This window comes from Thauera sp. DNT-1, from assembly GCF_055393985.1.
The window spans coordinates 2,972,486-2,991,444 of the sequence record NZ_AP043752.1 but is presented as its reverse complement, the minus strand read 5'-3'; the positions used below and the strand labels follow the sequence as shown (position 1 = coordinate 2,991,444).

The following is an 18,959-nucleotide window of genomic DNA, read 5'->3' as shown; positions in this document are numbered from 1 at the left end:
CAACCTGTCGCCACCTCGTTCCACGAAAAGGAAGAGCCCCGGGTGGGGGCTCGAAGGTGCTACTCGTCTTCGTACAAGGGCAATCCGTCCAGCACCGGCGCATCGGCATCGAAGATCAGCATGCGGACGTTGGCGAGTGCGGCCAGGTGCAATACCTCCACGAGGGACTCCGGCATGCCCTTGGCCCGGTGCTCCTGCCGCAGCTCTTCGGCGGTAATGCCCTCGACAAGCTGCAGGTTCGCATCCGTCCAGGGGGTGGCGATCAGCTTCACGCCGATCGCGGGGCTGTACGGGATGCGGAAGGCGACGAACAGAAAGCCGCTCGGTGTGGCGATGTCCGCCAACCCGGCGAGGAAGCGGCCTGCCTCGGGGGTGAGATGGGCGCTGCTGATCTCCCAGCACCGGCTGTAGAAGCCCGTCTCGAAGCTCAGTCGCCACACGACTTCCCGCGCAGCTTCCTCCGAATAGGTGTCGCCGACGTGCACGGGCTGGCCGAAGTCGTCGCCGCTGACGGCGTAGACCACGGTGCGCACCACGCCCTCGGTCTGGCATTGGGCCTCCAGGTCTTCTGGAATGTCCTGGCCTTCGGTGATCAGAGCGAAGTCGTTGTTGAAGACGCAGGGGAAGAGCGCGATCTGGTCGTCTGGCAGATGCGCCTGGCTGGGATGCAGCGGGTGCCAGACCGGCGGGCAGTCGTCCTCGTAGGTGATGCACAGGGAGCGATCAATGCGCAGGTTCTGGTAGCCGCGGAGGAAAGGGTTGGAATCGGGGGACATGGGGTTTCTCCATCAGAGGAAGTGGAGCCCATTCCCCGGCTGGGGAGCAAGCCCCCAGCGGGTGGTTGAAGAGATGTTGAGAACAGGGAGGGACACCGCCTCGAAAGGAGGCGCATGTCCCTCGTGGGTGGAAAAAAGGAACGGATGGCGAACAAGCGAATCGGGATCACCAGCCGCTGTAGTTCAGCACCAGATCGGCGATGACCTTGCGGCGATCCAGATCGAGACCTCCCAGATCGGAAAGCCCCTCGAATCCGCAGCGCTTGAGCATCGCGCCGCCTTCGCGGGCGTTGTAGAAGCTCACCATCGCGGACAGGAACATGCGCTGGCCGCCGCTGAGGACATCCAGGGCGTCGTTGAGCAACAGCACCTTGGGGCGCAGATCCCACTTGCTGGTGGCGCGCTGCAGGCCTTCGGGCGTGCCGTCGCCGAACCATTCGGCGCCGGCGATTTCCACACCGCGCTTCCACCCTTCGAAGAAGGCCTGCGGGGCTTCGGCGAAATGCCGCTCTTCCGCGGCGATCTGATCAAGTACGTCTTGGGGCAAAGACTGGTTCATGAGATGGCTCCTTGTGAGTGGAAGTCAGGGGTGGATGCGTTGCTGCCAGCGGCCTGTTGCCAGGGCGTGCTCGGCGGCGTGCTGCGAGCGGAAGTACTCGACGGACTCTCGGGACACCGGGCCGTCTTCATCGGCGGTGCCGATGAAGTGGCCGGCGGCGCTGTGGCGCACCTGCAGGGACAGGCGCTTACCGGTGCAGGCCAGGGCCAGATAGCCAATGGCTTCGGTGCGGGCTTGGGCGGCGCTCAGCGGTGCCGATGCGAATGCAAGGGACATGGGGCTCTCCTGGTTGAAGGACCGGGAGCCCACACCCGGACGGGAGCGGATATCTCCCGAAGGGTTGAAGGAAGAAGCATCGGCGTCGTGAAGACGCACGTCCGCGGTGGTGATGCGAAGCGGACTGGTTCGATCCACGCGGCAAACCGCGTTGCAGCCTTGAAGACCGGGGCTGCCAGGGCATGGTGCTGACGACCGTCAGCAGCACATGACTGCAGGATGGACGCGACGCCTCACTGGCGTCTTCTAGGAATGTGCATCGCGCAAGGGCCGCTTTGAGGCTGTGCGACACCGACCAAGATCAAACAATGACCAACGGGCCGAAGGCCCTTGAGCCTTCAGCCGGAGAAGAGAGAAACCACCTGTGGGCTGTGGCAGTCCCGGCCGTCGTCAAAGCCGCTCGCTGCGTCAGCAATCGCACCCGACCCGTGTCGTGGCTGGGGTCGACATCCTTCGGCACACATCCGCGCACAAAGGGAGCCCGTTGTTCCGCCGGCGGGCACCGGCACCGAATACCGTCGACCCGAGGGGTCTCCTGACGGCTCGCTTCGACACAGGTCCGCCAGGCGTCAGGAGACCCCTCGTCATCGACGGGAGCATCTCGATCAATGGAGTCGCGACAGACGCGATTCGCGGAGAAACGGCCTTCTCGTCTTGCGAGCCCGTCGTTGGGCAGCCAGACGTGCACACCGTTGCAGAAGGGGGCGTGCGCTGGGGAATCCCGCATTGCACGGGAGGTTGGACCCGCCGCTAGAAACGGCTGGCGTGGCGAAGGGATTCGTCGGTGTCAGGACGCCTTGCGGGAAGCCCTCTGCTTGCGTGGCGCACCGTGCTTGCCTGCCGAGCTGTCGATCGGCAGCGTTCCCTTGCAGTCCGGATAGCGACTGCATGACCAGAAAGCGCCGCTCTTGCCGGTGCGCTGCCGCATCTGCCCGCCGCACTGGGGGCAGGAGGGCGAAGGCGGCAGCTTGATGGCGAGCGTCGCACCGCGGTACTCCTGCACGAGTTGAGCCACCCAGGCGGATTGCCTGGCGATGAAAGTGTCCAGTGTCATCTGGCCGGCCTCGATCATGTCCAGTGCCTGCTCCCAGACTGCTGTCGTGCCCGGATCGGCAATGGCCGCCGGCACGGTGTCGATCAAGGTGAAGGCGGCATCCGAAGCACGGATGGCGCGGCCCTTCTTCAGCAGATAGCCGCGACCGAGCAGGCCGCCGATGATGTTGGCGCGCGTGGCTTCGGTGCCGATGCCTGTCGTGTCCTTGAGCTTCTGCTTGAGGCGCGGGTCGGTGACGAGCTTCGCGACGCCCTTCATGGCCTTGACCAGTTCGCCCTGCGTGTAGGGCTTGGGCGGCAAGGTCTTCAGCGCCTTCAGATCGACATGGCCGACCTGGCAGGACAATCCTGCTTGCAGTGCCGGTAGCACCTGGCTGCGCTGGGCGTCGTCGCCATCCGCATCGCTTTCCTCCGGCGCCGCCAGCACCTGGCGCCAGCCGGCCACGGCGATCTGCTTGCCCACGGCCAGTAGCGACTGCCCGCCGCACGCGAGCTGCGCCACCGTTCGGTCGAACTCGTGGTGGAGCAGGAACTGTGCCAAGTAATGCGCGCGGATCAACCGGTAGACGGCCAGCTCCTTGTCGTTCATGGCCGAGAGCTTGGCCGGTTCCAGTGTCGGGATGATGCCGTGGTGTGCCGTGACCTTGCCGTCGTTCCAGGCGCGCGAGCGCTGGGTCGGGTCCAGGCGGTCGATCAACGGGCGCAGGCCGGGATCGGTCTTGACCAGGCTCTCGAGAACGGTCGGCACCTCGGCCAGCATGCTCTCGGGCAAGTAGCCCGAGTCGGAGCGCGGGTAGGTCGTCGCCTTGTGGGTCTCGTACAGCGCCTGGGCGATGTCCAGCGTCTCCTGCACATCCAGGCCCAACTGCTTGGAACACACCTCCTGCAGCGTGCCCAGGTCGAACGGTAGCGGCGGACCTTCGCGCACGCGCTCCGTCTCGACCGACACCACCTGGGCTCTGCTGGCGGCGCGCATGCGGTCGGCGGCCTGCTGTGCCACGGGCTGCTGCAGGCAGCGGCCGGCGTCGTCGGTACAGCCTTGCGGCGGCGTCCAGCTCGCCGTGAAGGACTGCCCCACATGGGACAGCGTGACCTCGATTGCCCAGAACGGCACCGAGACGAAGCGGGCGATCTCGCGGTCGCGATCCACCACCAGCTTGAGCGTCGGGGTCTGCACCCGGCCCACAGACAGCACACCGGTGTAGCCGGCCTGGCGTCCAAGCAGGGTGAACAGCCGGCTCAGGTTCATGCCGATCAGCCAGTCGGCACGCGAGCGGGCCAGGGCCGAGTAGTAGAGCGGCAGCGTCTCGGCCGACGGCTTCAGCGCGCCCAGTGCCTTGCGGATCGACGCATCGTTGAGCGCCGACAGCCATAACCGCTGGATCGGTCCGCGATAGCCGCACAGCTCGATGATCTCGCGGGCGATCATCTCGCCTTCGCGGTCGGCATCGGTGGCGATCACCAGCTCGTTGGCCTGGCCGACGAGCTGCTTGACGATCTTGAACTGCGCGGCGGTCGCAGCCTTGGGCTCGACGCGCCAGCGTTCGGGAATGATGGGCAGTTGCTCGATGGCCCAGCGCTTGTAGCGCTCGTCATAACCCTCGGGCGGAACTGCTTCGACCAGATGACCGATGCACCAGGTCACGACGATACCCGCGCCGCTGTAGCAGCCGGAACCACGCTGGCCGGCACCCAGCACGCGGGCGATGTCCTTGCCTTGCGAAGGCTTCTCGCACAGGAACACGCGCATGAAGCCTCCTCGGGAATGTGCGGTTCATCAGATGGACAACAGCATGGCTGGGCCAGGAGAGACCGGCAGCAAGGAAGCCGGACGGCATGAACACCGAATTGTCCTCGGTTGGGGAATGGTTGCCGCAGCGGTATGAGGGGCGGGAAATTCGCGTCGGGAGGGCGGCTGGAGCTCGGTGGGCCGCAGTGGAACTATCCCCAGGGGATAGCCCACTGGTGCAAGGCGGGCGTCTGACGGTTGCTACAGCCGCCCGCGATGCTTGGTCACTGGCCCCCGGCAGGCTTGGCGCCGAGCGTCACCGCCTCGATGCGATAAGGCAGGATGCCGACGCGCCGGGCCTCGATCTTGAAAGTGACGCGCTCGTTCTCGTCCGCGTCCTCCCATTCATCGCGCACGGTGCGACCTTCGACCAGTACGCGCATGCCCTTCTGGTACAGCGACTGCCAGTGCTCGGCATCGCGATGCCACAGCTCCACGGGCGCCCAGAAGCCGCCGCGGTCCTCGTACTCGCCATCCTTCTTCGGGATGGGATTGTCGAAATAGACGTTCAGCCGCAGCAGCCGCCTCGGCTCGTCGTTGCCGTTGGGGAATTCGCGGTACTCCGGCGCGGAACCGATGTTGCCCTCGCCGACGAAGTGCGTGCTCATGGTGACTCCTTGGGAGTGGTGGGAACGGACGCGACATGCCCGTGGACACGCCGCAGATAGGTTGCCTCGGCCCGGTCCACCCTGCTGGCGCATTCCAGGGCGAGGCGGGTGATGCTGTGGGTCAGACTGATCTGCATGTTCAGCGCGATGCGCTGCAGTTCCATCGCATACAGGTCGTCGATCAGCGAGGCCGGTGTCGCGGGGCGATCGAGCAGCGACTCCCACAAGGCCACGCCCATGGCCGAGCGGTCGAGGTTGCGCCAGCGCAGAAAGGTCGTCCCTGCGCCAGTCGTCTGCTGGGCCAGTTGCACATCGAGCAGGTTGAAGGGGTAGGCCCGCGCCTGGGGCAACACCTGCCGTTGTGCCAGGGCGATCAACCCGTCGCGCAGCGCCATGCACTGGCTGGCCCAGGTCTCCAGACTCCCCTTACCCTTAAAGGGCTGTAAAAGGCCTTTTAGGTAGCCTGCATGTTCCAGCCGCTGGAAGTCCGTCTGTCCCAGCGGAATGAAGCGCGCTGGGTGGCCGGAAGAAGAAGGTGCCGTCATGCGTTGACGCCCTCATCGTCTTGTCTCGCGGAGTCGCCTGCGCCAATGCCTGACTCCAAAGCATCAGCGACCGGTGACTCGGGCCGGCTTCCCCTCCGTGCGATGGGTGGCGCAAAGCGCGAACGGCGCGTGCCTTCGAAAATGTCCTGCGGCAGCTCGCCGAACTTCTCCAGCGCCGCCCGCGCCACGGCGTTCTTCGCCGCAAAGTCGTCGCGCGTCGCACCTGAGTAGCGGTACTGCTGCGCCAGGGAGAACAGGCTGCGCAGTGCATGCGCACCGTCGTTGAGCCAGCGCTCCAGCGTGCTGCGGTCGATCAGTGCCGTGTGATGGGCCAGGATCAGCTTGCGTGCGAGGTCGTCGTAGTCGGCCAGCAGGTACACCGCCATGAAGCCAAGCTGCGCATTGACGAACAGCGGCAGCTTCACTGGCTGCACGTTCATGTTCTCGCCCAGGGACAGCGCGGGCGGCACATCAGCCAGTGCTTGGTCCACCTGTTCGCGCAACGCCTGTAGGCTGGTCTTGGTCTGCGTGAGCTTGTCTTCGATGCGCAGCATCCACCAGTCCGAGTAGGGGTCATCCTGCTCGGCACCGCGCTTCATCTTGTTCATCACGCTGATGTAGCCGTTGAGGCCGATGATGCCAGGACGACCCTCGGCCGGCGCGCGGCCATGCCAGATGCGCGATGCGTGATGGGTGTGCAGCGTCAGCGACATCGCGCTGCGCAGCGATCCGAGATTCAGTTGCAGGGGTTCGTTGGCCATGGAGACGACTCGCGATGAATGAACGAGTCGCCAGCATCGGCACCAGCCGGAAGGCTGTCAGTCAACAAACCGCATCCAACGTCCGCCCGGTTTGCCCGACGCGGAAGGCTGTGTGTGCCGGCTATCCCCTGGGGATAGGCAGGCGTTGGCCGAGATCGAGATGGACAATGCAGAAGATGGCCCGGCGTTGCCCGCCGACGGCTGCGATCCGCAATGCCTGCAGGATCGACTCCTGATCGTCCGCGAACGCAAACGCTGCATCCTGCCCGGTACGCCGATTCCGCGCGGCCGCAACGCGCCGCAGCGTGGCGACCTTCGTTTGGTCGTTGGCATCCCGGGCGGAAGGGGCAGTCGGGGTGTTGAAGATCTCAAGGCCGCGCCAGAAGCGCAGCAGGCATTCACTCAAGATCAGCATCCGCCGCTTCGACATACGGCAACCGTACCTCGAAGCGGCTTCCCTGCCCTGGCGTCGACTCCACCCGAATCGTTCCGCCCATCAGCCGCCCCACCCGCTCCGTCAAGGCCAATCCGAGTCCCATTCCGCCGAAGCGGCGCGAGGCACTCCCGTTCGCCTGTTCGAAGGGGCGGAAGAGCTGTCGGACGTGGTCGATACCCATCCCGATGCCGGTATCGGCCACCACGAAGACCAGCTGGTCGCCGTCCCGCCCCGAAACCAGGGTGACCCTCCCTTCATCGGTGAATTTCACGGCATTGTCCAGGAGGTGGTCCAGGATACCCTCCAGTCGATGGCCGTCGATCACGCAGTAGGCCGGCTGGGGGCCTTCATGCCGATGCTCGAAGCCCAGCCCCTTGGCCGTCGCGCTCGCCAGTGCACGCCGCGCAACCGCTTCCAGGGGCTTCCGGAGTGCCGTTGGCACCGGCCTGACAAGGCCGTGGCCTGCCTCGAACTGGGCAAAGTCGAGGACGTTCTCCACCAGCTCGGCCAAGCGGCGGCCTGCTTCCAGAATGCGCCGACAGGCGTGCCGGGATTTCTCAACATCATTGGCACGCATCCCGACGGTGGCCATGCCGAGGATGCCGTACAGGGGCGTGCGCAATTCGTGATGCATGTTGTTCACGAATTCTGCCTTGAGCTGGCGCAGGTGCTCTGCTTCAGCCAGCGCGCGCTCCTTCGCGGCCCGAAACTCGGCCTCGATCGCCGCCAGCCGACCGCCCCGGTCGCCGGCCACGCCGGGCGGCACCTCGCCGCCCGCTACTGGGCAGGGGCGAGAGTCCCCCTCGTCGGAAGTCCGTTCCTCCAGCGTCGATACGCGATCCGGATGCATGTCATCAGGAGATCCCGATTCGGGATATCCCACAATGGGTTATTAAGGTATGGGGATGGTCAATTCGCTGCACCGCCCCCAATACGAGCTCTTCCGAACGATGATGATCGAGGCGCGGGAAGTCGCCGGGCTTACCCAGGTACAGGTTGCCAAGGCCCTCGGCCGGCCCCAGAGCTTCATCTCCAAGTACGAACGAGGGGAGCGGCGTCTCGACTTCACTGAGTTCGTCGACATCGCCGGCATTCTGGGTATCGATGTCGCGACCTTCGTGTCCATCTACCAGGACAGCGTCAAGGCCCGTGATCTTCGGCAATGCTTGCGCTGAGCGCCCGCCCCGATCCCCATCTTGCCTGTAGCACATTCTGATTCCGGCCGGACCGCGCCCCCGCAGTCACCGCAATCGCAGCTTTTCCCGCAGGTCGGCGATGTGCCGCAGGGCAACTTCGCGGGTGGCAGGCGCGGAAGCGCTATCCCCAGGGGATAGGGGCGTCGGTGGACCATGCTCTCGGCCGGACTGACCTGCCCACGCCTTGAACTCTCCACGGATCGCCTTCTGGATGATGCCGAACAGATAGCCGGCCGGGTTGCGCACCGCGCTGCTGCGGCACCGCGCTGCCCACTCGTCGAGCACCGCCTGCCGCTGGGTCTCTTCCACCTGCTGCAAAGCGATCATCGCCCCTGCCTGCTGCTCTTCCTTCAAGCGCAGGAATCGCTCGGGCAGTCGCAGGTTCTGCACCGTCCTCGCGCGCGGTACTGTACGTACTTCATCAATACGATCCTTACGTACGGTACGGTCCTCCTTCGGATTCCGAAGAGAGCCATCCGGCGCGGGCTTCGGCCCCGCTTCGGATTCCGAAGACGGGCGTTCTGCATTCCGAAGCAAGCTATCTTTGCCTTCTTCGGATTCGTGGTCGACACCCTCCTGTGGATAACTCGTCGTCGTCCACCCATGCCGGGCCATGTGCTGGGACAGCACCTGCAAGCGCGTCGGCAGCGTGCGGCCGCTGAGCAGCGGGTCCTCGGCAATCTCCTTCAGCGTGTGCATGCCGACGATTTGCACCGCCTTGGCTGCATGGGTAAGTGCCTGGCTCACCAGACCCAGATAGTCGGGGTCGAGCTGCATCGCCTCGAAGGGCGTCAGCGGTTCGTCGTGCAGGACATAGAGGTTGCCCAGGATGCGGCCGGTCTTGGGGTCGCGGCGGCGGCGCACTAGGCTGAGCCAGCGCGTCAGGCGCAGCAGCGTCAGGGCGCGCGCGACGGTCTCGTGCGAGGCCCGCGCCCCGCACGGCATCGAGGCCAGGTAAGGCCGAAGCTGTTCATAGGTCGGAAAGGCCGTCACGCCGTCGTCGTTGAGCTGGAGGCGGAAGACCTGCCAGGCGTTGCGCTCCAGCGGCGTCAGGCGCCGGTCGAGGAACAGTGCACGCGGCACGCTTTCATGGCGATTGCCGCTGTACAGGAACCCGTCGCCGGCCGGCGCCGTGCCTTGCGCCATCGCCAGGTTCTGCAGCGCGTCGTCGAACAGCGCCGACAGCGCCATGGGACCATCGCGCCGTGGTGCGCCGCCCGTCGCCATGGCCTACACCAGCCCCTGGTCGATCCAGTTCCGTATCGCCGCCCAGACCACCGACATCGGAAGCGTCAGGGTCTCGGCCAGGTCCATGGTCAGGCCCAACATGGCCAACTCGTCGTCCAGCGCGATATGGCGCTCGGTGACTCCGGCTTTCCAGTGCTCCCACAGGGTGGTTTCCTGCGCCTCGTCCAGCACCGGGTGCCGGCCCTTGCGCTTGGGCAGCCCGAGGATGTCGCGCCGCAGGGCGACCTCCTGATGGGTGAGGCCGTAGAACCGGCTCACCATCTCCGTGCTCGCGCCCAGGCGCAGCATGCGGTCCACCGTGGCGATTTCCTGCTCCACGTCATGCACCTGCGTCAGCAGTCGCTTCAGTACCTCGCGGTTGACCGAGACCGAACACCACGACACCGTGGCGTTGACCAGGACGCTGACCAGCGCCGGATGCTTGAGCGCGTCCAGCTCCTCTTCGCCGAAACCCATCGCCTTGCAGCGGCGCAACTGGCCGTTGCGCAGATCGTGCAGGGCTTGTGCGATGACGGCCTGGTTGAGCGGATGGGGTGACGACATGGTTGCCTCCAGCGCTCAGGAATCGCGGCCCGGGTCGGCTGAAGCCGCACCGCTTTCCAAGTCCAGCAGCCGGCGCGCCAGGCGCAGCAGCCGGAACAGCTTCACCAGGCCGGCGTCGCTCATGCGCATGGATGTTCCGCCACTGCCGTGCAGCAGCGGCGCCAGGTCGTCGGTCAGTCGCGCACGATCCAGCCCCGTCGCGGGTGCCGGCGCCGCGCTCAGCGCATCCAGCAGAGTCAGCATCGCACGGGCAAAGGCCGGTAGCGCTTTCACCTGGGCAATGGTCGAAGTTACACAAATGAAACCGATGCCGCTCTCACTGGGCTCGATTTGCCCCGCTACCGCCGCTTCCTCGGCGATCTCACGAGCGAACTGCGCGATATGCACGCGGAGCCGGTCAGGCGCGTCCAATCCGGGCTCGATGTACCAGACATCCGAGATGGGGTAGAGCCCGCCGACCTGCACGGGAATCGCGCGCAAGGCATTGGTCTCAAAGTCGGGCAGCTTGTCGCCCAACTGGTCGGCTACCAGGCGCTGAATGGATTGCAGGCGTTCGGTGGTTGGTGCTGGAGACACGATGTGCCCTTGCAGGCGCTCCGCATCGCGGCTTGCCAGTACTGGAGCGGTGTCTTCCCCCTCACCTTGCCCACTGCCAGCCACGGGTGCTACAGCGTTCTGTGTGGGGGGAAGCTCGGCAGCGGGTGCAGCCGATGCGCCGACCTGCATCCCCGCCGGAGGTGGTGATGCAGGCCGCGGCGCCGCAGGCATGATGGGTGCCGCCGGGCTCATCGGCTGGGGCTCGCTGGTCAACGCCCGCTGCCGAATTTCGCTGTCGTCGATCTCCAGGCTCAGCGTGTCGTAGTCCGCTTCCAGCAGCTCGACCATCTGGCCCACCAGCTCGTCCTGCACCCGCTGGAGCGAGAAGCCATCCGGCTGCGTGTCGAACTGCGACAGCACATCTTGGAACAGCGAGGCGAAGTCCACGGCGGGTTGATGGCCCAGCGCACGCCGTTCCCAAGCGCGCTCGCAAGCCTTGCGCAGCACCGCGAGCCGTTCGACCTGATGCCGGCCCAGCCCGCGGTACAGCACCGTCGGAATCGCCGGCAGCAGGTAGCGCACTGCGTCCTGCATGCGGCTGATGTGCGACTGCTGCACCGGGTAGCCGTCGGCCGTTAGGCGCCGAGCCAGTTCGGACTGCGACAGCGCCTGCCCGCCGTTCTCCTGCTCGTAAAGGCCGCGTGCCTTCTCGATGCCCAGTGCCCGCTCGATGAAGGTGAGCCCGCCACGCAGTTCGTTCTCGGCCAAGTGGCCGGTGAGCGCCACGATCTCGCCGCGCTGCGGCCATGGCCGGAACAGGCAGGCAATGCGGAAAAACCGCTCTTCCTTGGTCTCGCTCCACAGATCACGCAGGATCGCCAGGCGCGTGTTGCCGCCGTTGCGGATGATGTAGTGGGCCCCTCCGGGCCGGCGTGTGATCGCGGGTGGGGCATCCAGCCCGCGCTCACGGATCGACGCCTTGATCTCCTCGTAGGCCGGGTTGCGGGTCACGCGCGGGTCATGGTCGTAAGGGCGCAATTGATCCAGCGTCACCACCATCGGTGTGTCGGCGATTGGGTCGCTCAAGGCCTTGGCCGTCGGACCGCCGCGCTCGAAGCCGGAGGCCATCAGCTTGGCGGCCATGTCCTGCGGGGTCAGCTCAACCACGGCCGTTGTCCTGGGGCGGTATCCCGCCGATGGGCGCCTGCCGGTCGGAACGGCGAAGCTGCGCACGGGCATTGAGCCCGGCGCGGTGGTCGCTCGCCGTCGAGCTGGTGTAGACCGACGCGCAGCCCGGCTTGGTGAACTTCAGGTGACCGCCCGGTGTGCGCACCACGTGCCAACCTTCACCCAGGGCGAAGTCGATCAGCGCCCGCAGCCGCTTGTGGCCGCGGGCCAGGTCATGCGCGTTCGTCATTGCCCTCGCTCCCTGCCGGGCCTTTCGCAACGCATCGGCCGGACACCCGCGCAAAGCGTTCCCGCCACTGCGGAAACAGCTCGCCGGCCAGGGCGCGCATCGTCATCAGCGCCGAAGGCGCGACACGACCGGCGGGCTGTCGGCACTCCACCTGGTGCACCGGGAGGCCGCGCGTCGCCGCGCGCGGATAGGCCTCGATGGCTGGCACGTCGGTGTCCAGCACCTGCACGCCCGTCGTTCCTTGGAACATCTGCCGCAGCGTCTGCTGAATCAGCCGGGCATTCGACGACACCGGGTGCACCCGATTGATGAGCAGGTGCAGCGGCGGAGGCTCGATGCCGAGGTGCCGATACGGCCCGATGTCCTCGATCAGTTGCAGCGTGCCGCGCCGCAGCTCGCGTGCGGCCAGGATCTCCGGCGTCACCGGCGACAGCGCCAGGTTCGAGGCCAGCACCGCCATTTCTAGCAGCACGCTGCGAGCGCCCTGGGTGTCGATCAGCAGCAGGTCATAGAACGGTGCCAGCACCGGCAGCAGGTGTCGGAGCCGCAGGCGTCCGTCCGGCGCATGCAGCAGCAGTGTGTTCAGTTCTCCGCGGTCGTCGTTCGACAGCACCAGGTCCAGCCCGGCGATGGCGGTGCGCGACACCAGTTGATCGATGCGACGCTCGTTGAACGCCAGCAACTCATAGATGCCAGCGGGCGCACGTGCGTCCAGCGCGAAGTAGCTCGACAGCGTGGGCTGCACATCCAGATCGAGCAGCAGCACGCGCAGCCCTGCGTCGGCGGCAAGGCCACCCAGGTTGGCCGCCGTTGTCGTCTTGCCCACACCGCCCTTGGTGGAGATGATCGAGATGACCAGCATCGTCAGACTCCTCGTTTCATTGTTGGAGAGCTGAACGAGGATCAGATGCGCTCACTGCGGCGCTCGGCGATCCATTGCTCGATTTCGAGCGAGTCCCAGCCGACCGCACGTATTCCCAAACGCATGGCTTTCGGAAACTTGCCCGCCTTCATCAGGCTGTAGATGTGGGCGCGCTTGAAACCGGTCTTGGCTTCGACTTCCTCGCGGCGCAGGATGCGGTGTTCGCCCGCAGGCTGCGGAAGTGGCTTGTCCGACATGAGGGGCACTCCTTAGCGCTTACTGGCGCTTGTTTGGCGTGACCCGTAATTGACAGGAACCCCGTGGGAAAGAACACCGCAAATGCGGTTTCCGCGACCGCAGATTGGGGCTTGACGCTCTTCAATGGTTCGCTGCCTGCAACCTGCGGCGGGCCTGGGCGAACTTGGCCTGCAGCGTACGCTCGGTGACGCCCATGAGGTTGCCGTGATGGGCGATCAGGGCGCTGATGATCGCGTCCTGGCTGTTGAAACTGGAGTATGGAGCCCCGGAAGGTGTTCGTCCGAGCATCAAGGCCAACATCGTGCCGATGATGTTCAGATAGGTGATCTCGGCACGATCACTGAGGGGGCACGGGGTGCAGTTGAGATTCGGGGCCCCTTGCTTCTTCTGCTGCTCTTGGAGCTGATGCAACTGATGGCGACACTGCTCCAGCTGGGACTTCAGCGCTTCCCGTTCCACCAAGAGCGCATGACCGGTCTCCAGCGTGATTACCGGATGGGTGATCCTCTCGTGGCGGGAGAAAAGGAAGGTCGGCCGTTGCTCTGGATAGGTCCGAAGCATCCAGCGCTTGAGGTCGACGTGGCGAACGGTCAGATCGGGTGAGTCCCACAGGGACTCGTCATTGATCGTAATGCCGTTCAGTCCGTAGGGCAGTTCACCGTGGAAGATGGCATCGTAGATGCGATCGGTATAAAGACGAAGCTCGTTGCAGCGCGGGCAATCCAGCGTTACCGGCAGGCTTCTTGACTTGACGGCCGCGAGAATGTCATCCCTGAACCGGAACAACCCGGCCCATCGGATGGCCGCATCGATGGGTCGGTAATACACCTCCGAAAGCGAACTCCCTTGCATGTAGTTGCCTCCCTGTAACTGCTACCCCATCAAGGACTCCTGCCTGTCCCGGTCGAGGCCAGTGCTTTGAAAACCCGTAAGCGGTACGATGGCGCTGCGCAGCCCTGCGCGGAGGGATCGAGCCTCATCGCGAGTCGCCTCCCATTCAGGCTCAATGTCGGCGTTACACGCGAGCTACCCCGGGGTAGCCCACTCAGGGCCTTGACGAATGGCCGGTGATCGCACGCAGGTCGCTCCGGCGTCAGCAAGATGGGGGCTGCGCCTCTGTTGCCGCGCATGCGAGGATCATGATCGCGCGAAGCGCCGGCAAGACCGGCTGGGAATGGACTGATCTCGCGGCGATCTATGACTTTGAGATATCCGGCAATGCGATGCCTCACACCACCCAATTTCAGGCAAAAGCGCCCTGGGTCAGACCTGGTCGGTATGCTGATAGGCTAAAAAGGAATCGCGCCGCAGAAGGGTACGAGCGTTCAACGTGGGCCAGGAAGGCCACCCCGTGCGCTGGCTGTCCATGGCTGAGGATGGCTCGCCTTGGAGCGAAGGCGTTGCCTGCTTTCCGACTGGCAGGGTAAACTAGTCCATGAGCCAGTCCAGTGACTGGTTTAGGTTTGGAAGAATCGATTAAGACTCAACAACTTGGGGGTCGGATTCGATTCCCTTCACCCGCTCCATCTGAATTCAAGCACTTGCGCCAGCCTCCCGGGGCTGGCGTTGTGCTTTGTGGCACCATGTAGCCATGGTGCAGCCAAATCCGGGCAATCTGGCCACCGCGTAGTCACGCACTCGGCCTGCGCTCCGGTCCGGCCTTCACGCGACGGAAAGTCGGCGGCCATACCCCCCAGCGCACTAGAACCGGCCACAAACGACGCACAGGGGCGCGGCGATCATCATCTGCCTTGCCGAGGCGATCCAGCGATCTTGGGCGCTAACCGGTGCCTCGCAAACTCTGGCGCGCCGAAATGCAGTGGAGACGCGGCTCGCATCGTCGGCACACGAGCGCCGGCAGACAGCGCGGTGAGCGTCGAACGAAAGGCCTGACCCCGCCTGTTTCCTCGTCTATGTTGAATCAATCGCCCGCGACGAAGCGCCTGTCGCGCAACGCCCGAGCGCCATTCCCACCCTGACGCGGCCGGCCGGTTGAAGGGTGTTCCACACCTGCAGCCGGCCCGAGGTCGGGCGCGCCCGGATCGTTCGCCGCCATCGTTCCACCTATCCGCGGACTCGGAGAATCACGATGATGTTTCCCGGTATCCGCCGCGGGTCCGACTCCCTGATGGCGCGACGGCCGGACAGCCTCATCCACGGACTGGACGATAAACCGCGCGCCCTGACGCTCGCTGCACTCGGGCTCCAGCATTTCATGGTGGCGGCGCCCAACCTGGCGATCGTCGTCATGATCTGCCGGGCCGCGGGCGTCGACGCGGCCGCCGCCGAGGGGGTGCTCTCGTTTTCGCTCATCGCGCTGGCCATCGCGACGCTGGTCCAGTGCAGCAGACGACTCGGCTCGGGGTATTTCATCGTCAGCTGCAACTCGGGGATCTATCTGTCGGCCTCGCTCGCCGCGGCCACCGGCGGGCTGCCGGTCGTGTGCGGGATGACGCTGGTCGCCGGGATCTTCCAGGCCTTCTTCGCCAGCCTGCTGGTACGGGCCCGCCGATTCTTCCCGAATGAGATCGTCGCGCTCTCGATCATCATCGTCGGCATCGAGATCGGCGTCATCGGCCTGAACCGCCTCTCCGGCGCGGGCGTCCCCGGCCTGGTGGTCGGCGGCGCCACCTTCTTCGTCTCGGTGGTCTTCGGCGTCTTCGGGCGCGGCCGCTGGCGCCTGTATTGTTCCCTGCTCGGCATGGCCTGCGGCTATCTCGTGTACCTGACGACCGGCATCCCCGGCCCGAGCAGCGCAAGCGACGCCTTCTCGTCGGCGCTGTTCGGCCTGCCCTCCTCCGCACATCTGGGGCTCGAATTCGACGTCGGCTACTTGCTCCCCTTCCTCTTCGCCGCGGTCGCCGCGTCGCTCAAGACCATGGGTGCCGTCGACATCTGTGCGCGGATCAACGACGCCGCCTGGGTTCGGCCGGAGATGCACGCGATCCGGCGGGGCGTGCTCGTCGATGGGCTGTCCACCACCCTCTCGGGCTTGTTCGGCAGCACCGGCACGAACTCCTCGACCTCGAGCGTGGGGGTTTCGCACGCGAGCGGCGCAACCAGCCGCGTCATCGGCATCGCCGTCGCCGCATGGATGCTGGTGTTCGCACTCAGTCCGGCGTTCACGCACCTCGTGGTCACCCTGCCGGATCCCGTGGTCGGCGGGATGCTGGTCTTCACCGGCTGCCTGGTCATCGCCAACGGATTCCAGATCCTCGGCACCGTCCCGATGGACATGCGCCGGGCCGGTGTGGTCGCGTTTCCGCTCCTGGTGGCGATCGCACGCGTCGCCAACGCCCCCCTGTTCGCGCAACTGCCCGACTCGGTGAAGCCGCTGATGTCCTCGGCGCTCGCGATCGGCGTGTTCGCCGCGCTGCTGGTCAACGCCTTCCTGAGCTGGGGCAACGCCCGCCAAGCCACGGTCGCCCTCGATCCCGGCCACCCCGTCGGCGAGCGCCTGCGCCAGGTCCGGAGGATCCTCGACGAATGGAACGTGGCCCACAACGTCAAGGTTCGCGTCATGCTCACCCTGCGCGAGCTGCTCGACGAGCGCGCCTCCAGCCTGAAGCTCGCCTTCAACGGCTGCACGCTGCACATCGGTCTCACGCGCGCGGCCCCGGCGCAGGACGCGCAAACCACCCCGGACGGCCGCTTCTTCGCCGACCGGGTCAGCGACGCGATGGCCCACCGCAAGCGCGCGGACGGCAGCAGCGTCATCTCGCTATGTTTCGAGCAGTGAGGCCGACATGCCCATCGCGATCTGGACCCCGGCGCTCTCGCTCGGGGTCGACAGCCTCGACGCCGATCACCAGAAGCTGATCGACACGCTGAACATGGTGTTCGATGCGATGCTGTTCGATCGCAGCTCCGCGGCCCTGCACAGCGCACTCGCCACCCTCGACGACTACGTGACCGGGCACTTCGCGCGCGAGGAGGCGTGGATGCAGGCACGCGACCACCCGGACCTGGCGCGCCATCGGCAGGAACACGAGGCGCTGCGCGATCAGCTCGCGCTCCTGTGCGCCATGAGCGACCTGTCGGACCAGGAGCGTTCGGTCGAGCTCCTGATGGTGCTGCGCGACTGGCTGCTCGGCCACATCGCCCACTCGGACCGCGACGCGTCCGGGCCATGAAAGGCCTGGGACAGCCGAGGGCAGCCCCACGGCCGCGTTTCCTCTGCAATCAAGGGGAAGACCTGCCCCCAGAGACACTTCGCGCGGGCTTCCCGGCTTCGGAGCAGAACCACAGCTTGTTGCCCTCGCTGTCCAGGAAGGCGCCGACCCAGTAACAGCCGTCCTCATAGAGTTGCACCGCGTCGCTGATAGTGACGCCACGCGCAGCCAGTTCCCGCTCCATCCGCGGCGCGTCCGCAACCGCAACGGTCAGGCGCGGATAGGGCGATTTCTCCGCCGCGCCGCCGGGTCCGGCAAGCGGCTTGAGCAGGAGCGTCAGGCCGCCCAGGGCGAAACCGACGTCACCGTCCGCCTGCGGCCTCGGCTCGAGGCCCAGCTTGCTGCGGTAAAAATCCTCCGCCCTCGCCAGGTCGTCGACGGCGAGTGCCACCACCTTCAGTTCCTGCCATCCCAGCGTGTTCATCTCCACACCTCGCCGCTTGCCGATGAAAAACGGGGACAGACCCCGATTACGCTGCGGCACTTTGCCGGGCCACGCGGAGGCCGACTGCCCGCAAAGCCCGCCGGAAGCGGTCAATGCGGGCGGACCGAAAAGCCGATGTTCATCTTGCAACTTTGCCGCGGCTCACTACCTTTAAAGCACAGGGGCCGCATGAGGGGAAGGCGATGGGCCTGAAAATCTACCTATCCTCGACCTTCGAGGACCTGAAGGACTATCGGCGCCGCGTGTATGAGCAGTTGCGGACCTTGCGCCACGACGTCATCGCGATGGAGGACTACGTCGCCGCCGACGAGCGCCCGCTCGACAAGTGCCTGCGCGACGTGCGCGACAGCGACGTCTATATCGGCCTGTTCGCCTGGCGCTACGGCTACGTGCCGCGCGCCGGCAATCCCCAGCGCCGCTCGGTGACCGAGCTGGAGTACCTCGAGGCGAAGAAGCACAAGAAGCCCTGCCTGATCTTCCTGACCGACAATCGCGCGCCGTGGCCGCCGGACCAGATGGACTCCACCACCGGCGACAACGACAGCGGCAAGAAGATCGCCGCCTTGCGCAAGGCCCTGCGGGAAAAAGGGCTGGTATCGACCTTCGAGACGCCGGAGGCGCTCGCGATCAAGGTCGTCACCGCGCTCTACAGCTGGCAGTCGGAGACATCGCGCGCCCAATCGCAGCTTGGGCATGCTGCGGTCGAAGAGGCCCTGGCGCCCGGGGTTCAGGCGGCGGCACGCAGGACCAACCCCTTGATGTGGGTGCCGGGCTCGCGCCTGAGGGTGCGCTTCCTTGGCGCCGACGGCGCCTTCGCGGCACGCATCCTGCGTCTTGCGCAGATCTGGAGCGCCTACGCCAACATCTTCTTCGTCGCCAGCGAGGACAAGGATGCCGAGGTGCGTGTCGCCTTCGACAAGGATGGCGGCTCCTGGTCCTACGAGGGCACGAACGCCCTGGCCGTGCCGCCGAGCGAGCCGACCATGAACCTCGGCTGGCTTGTGCCGGCGCTGCCGATCGACGACGTCGAGTCGGTCGTGCTGCACGAGTTCGGCCACGTGCTGGGCCTCGCCCACGAACACAACAACCCCAGCGGCGACATTCCCTGGGACAGGAAGGAGGTCCTCAAGCTCCTGGGCGGCCCGCCCAACCACTGGGACCAGAACACCATCGACCAGTACCTCTACCGCACTTGGGAGACCGACCGCTTCCCCTTTGCCAAACCCTTCGATCCGCTGTCCATCATGTCCTACTTCTTCCCGAAGGAAGTCACCGGCGGCAAGCAGATCTTCAGCACCAACACCACCCTGTCATCGGGCGACAAGGAGTTCATCAGCCGGCTGTATCCCTACGCCACGGGGGGCTGAATGGAACTCGGGTTCAGATCCCGATCCCGCGCCCCGCTGGCTCGCCGCACCATCCGCCGGCACCGTTGTCGAGATCGCGGTTCGGCACACGCTGCAAGGCCCGGGAGATCA

At 65.8% G+C, this 18,959-nt stretch carries 21 protein-coding genes; 4 read left to right on the top strand and 17 right to left on the bottom strand.

Annotated elements, in window-relative coordinates; translation table 11 throughout:
* Nucleotides 1-59 precede the first annotated feature (59 nt).
* The 9 genes from ACZ5PP_RS13805 to ACZ5PP_RS13765 all read right to left on the bottom strand — a co-directional run bounded on the left by ACZ5PP_RS13805 (nt 60) and on the right by ACZ5PP_RS13765 (nt 7,653).
* Complete coding sequence (locus ACZ5PP_RS13805) at nt 60-776, bottom strand: DUF5983 family protein (RefSeq protein WP_076600422.1); 717 nt, start codon at nt 774-776, stop codon at nt 60-62.
* A 166-nt stretch (nt 777-942) separates the two neighbouring features.
* Nucleotides 943-1,335 carry a hypothetical protein gene (locus ACZ5PP_RS13800; RefSeq protein WP_076600423.1) on the bottom strand — a complete coding sequence of 131 codons (393 nt, stop codon included), beginning with the start codon at nt 1,333-1,335 and terminating at the stop codon, nt 943-945.
* Between the two features lie 24 nt (nt 1,336-1,359).
* Nucleotides 1,360-1,611, bottom strand: a complete 252-nt coding sequence (locus tag ACZ5PP_RS13795) for a hypothetical protein (protein ID WP_076600424.1) — start codon at nt 1,609-1,611, stop codon at nt 1,360-1,362.
* Between the two features lie 787 nt (nt 1,612-2,398).
* Nucleotides 2,399-4,414 carry a DNA topoisomerase III gene (locus ACZ5PP_RS13790; protein ID WP_076600425.1) on the bottom strand — a complete coding sequence of 672 codons (2,016 nt, stop codon included), beginning with the start codon at nt 4,412-4,414 and terminating at the stop codon, nt 2,399-2,401.
* A gap of 263 nt (nt 4,415-4,677) precedes the next feature.
* Nucleotides 4,678-5,061, bottom strand: coding sequence for a single-stranded DNA-binding protein (locus tag ACZ5PP_RS13785; protein WP_076600426.1), 384 nt, complete (start codon nt 5,059-5,061; stop codon nt 4,678-4,680).
* Nucleotides 5,058-5,606 carry a DUF3158 family protein gene (locus tag ACZ5PP_RS13780; RefSeq protein ID WP_076600427.1) on the bottom strand — a complete coding sequence of 183 codons (549 nt, stop codon included), beginning with the start codon at nt 5,604-5,606 and terminating at the stop codon, nt 5,058-5,060. The genes ACZ5PP_RS13785 and ACZ5PP_RS13780 overlap by 4 nt, the downstream gene beginning before the upstream one ends.
* Nucleotides 5,603-6,367, bottom strand: coding sequence for a PFL_4669 family integrating conjugative element protein (locus ACZ5PP_RS13775; RefSeq protein ID WP_076600428.1), 765 nt, complete (start codon nt 6,365-6,367; stop codon nt 5,603-5,605). The genes ACZ5PP_RS13780 and ACZ5PP_RS13775 overlap by 4 nt, the downstream gene beginning before the upstream one ends.
* A gap of 121 nt (nt 6,368-6,488) precedes the next feature.
* On the bottom strand, nt 6,489-6,782 hold the full coding sequence (locus ACZ5PP_RS13770) for a hypothetical protein (protein ID WP_076600429.1): 294 nt from the start codon (nt 6,780-6,782) through the stop codon (nt 6,489-6,491).
* Nucleotides 6,766-7,653: a sensor histidine kinase gene (locus tag ACZ5PP_RS13765; RefSeq protein WP_076600430.1), complete on the bottom strand. Its 888-nt coding sequence runs from the start codon at nt 7,651-7,653 to the stop codon at nt 6,766-6,768. Before ACZ5PP_RS13765 ends, ACZ5PP_RS13770 begins: the two co-directional genes overlap by 17 nt.
* 55 nt (nt 7,654-7,708) lie before the next feature.
* Between ACZ5PP_RS13765 and ACZ5PP_RS13760 the strand changes: the two genes are divergently transcribed.
* Nucleotides 7,709-7,978 (top strand): helix-turn-helix domain-containing protein, encoded by a 270-nt coding sequence (locus tag ACZ5PP_RS13760; RefSeq protein WP_076600535.1) that lies wholly within the window; start codon nt 7,709-7,711, stop codon nt 7,976-7,978.
* A gap of 66 nt (nt 7,979-8,044) precedes the next feature.
* On the opposite strand, the gene ACZ5PP_RS13755 is transcribed toward ACZ5PP_RS13760, so the two are convergent.
* The 7 genes from ACZ5PP_RS13755 to ACZ5PP_RS13725 all read right to left on the bottom strand — a co-directional run bounded on the left by ACZ5PP_RS13755 (nt 8,045) and on the right by ACZ5PP_RS13725 (nt 13,716).
* Nucleotides 8,045-9,226 (bottom strand): STY4528 family pathogenicity island replication protein, encoded by a 1,182-nt coding sequence (locus tag ACZ5PP_RS13755; protein ID WP_076600431.1) that lies wholly within the window; start codon nt 9,224-9,226, stop codon nt 8,045-8,047.
* Between the two features lie 3 nt (nt 9,227-9,229).
* Entirely contained in the window at nt 9,230-9,790 is a 561-nt protein-coding gene (locus tag ACZ5PP_RS13750) for a DUF2857 domain-containing protein (protein ID WP_076600432.1), read from the bottom strand.
* Between the two features lie 15 nt (nt 9,791-9,805).
* A complete protein-coding gene (locus tag ACZ5PP_RS13745; RefSeq protein WP_076600433.1) occupies nt 9,806-11,494 on the bottom strand; it encodes a ParB family protein in 1,689 nt (562 codons plus the stop codon).
* A complete protein-coding gene (locus tag ACZ5PP_RS13740; RefSeq protein ID WP_076600434.1) occupies nt 11,487-11,744 on the bottom strand; it encodes a hypothetical protein in 258 nt (85 codons plus the stop codon). The genes ACZ5PP_RS13745 and ACZ5PP_RS13740 overlap by 8 nt, the downstream gene beginning before the upstream one ends.
* The gene (locus ACZ5PP_RS13735; protein ID WP_076600435.1) at nt 11,728-12,606 is read right to left on the bottom strand and encodes a ParA family protein; all 879 of its coding nucleotides are present in this window, start codon (nt 12,604-12,606) and stop codon (nt 11,728-11,730) included. Before ACZ5PP_RS13735 ends, ACZ5PP_RS13740 begins: the two co-directional genes overlap by 17 nt.
* Before the next feature lie 41 nt (nt 12,607-12,647).
* Nucleotides 12,648-12,863, bottom strand: coding sequence for an AlpA family transcriptional regulator (locus ACZ5PP_RS13730; protein WP_061959016.1), 216 nt, complete (start codon nt 12,861-12,863; stop codon nt 12,648-12,650).
* Between the two features lie 121 nt (nt 12,864-12,984).
* The gene (locus ACZ5PP_RS13725; protein ID WP_076600436.1) at nt 12,985-13,716 is read right to left on the bottom strand and encodes a hypothetical protein; all 732 of its coding nucleotides are present in this window, start codon (nt 13,714-13,716) and stop codon (nt 12,985-12,987) included.
* 1,237 nt (nt 13,717-14,953) lie between these two features.
* Here ACZ5PP_RS13725 and ACZ5PP_RS13720 point away from each other — a divergent pair.
* Nucleotides 14,954-16,603 carry a solute carrier family 23 protein gene (locus ACZ5PP_RS13720; RefSeq protein WP_004265435.1) on the top strand — a complete coding sequence of 550 codons (1,650 nt, stop codon included), beginning with the start codon at nt 14,954-14,956 and terminating at the stop codon, nt 16,601-16,603.
* Nucleotides 16,604-16,610: 7 nt separating this feature from the next.
* The gene (locus ACZ5PP_RS13715) at nt 16,611-16,997 is read left to right on the top strand and encodes a bacteriohemerythrin (protein WP_004265432.1); all 387 of its coding nucleotides are present in this window, start codon (nt 16,611-16,613) and stop codon (nt 16,995-16,997) included.
* 49 nt (nt 16,998-17,046) lie between these two features.
* On the opposite strand, the gene ACZ5PP_RS13710 is transcribed toward ACZ5PP_RS13715, so the two are convergent.
* Nucleotides 17,047-17,460: a VOC family protein gene (locus ACZ5PP_RS13710; RefSeq protein WP_004265429.1), complete on the bottom strand. Its 414-nt coding sequence runs from the start codon at nt 17,458-17,460 to the stop codon at nt 17,047-17,049.
* Between the two features lie 203 nt (nt 17,461-17,663).
* Between ACZ5PP_RS13710 and ACZ5PP_RS13705 the strand changes: the two genes are divergently transcribed.
* The gene (locus tag ACZ5PP_RS13705) at nt 17,664-18,848 is read left to right on the top strand and encodes a DUF4062 domain-containing protein (protein ID WP_004265427.1); all 1,185 of its coding nucleotides are present in this window, start codon (nt 17,664-17,666) and stop codon (nt 18,846-18,848) included.
* The last annotated feature ends 111 nt before the right edge of the window (nt 18,849-18,959 follow it).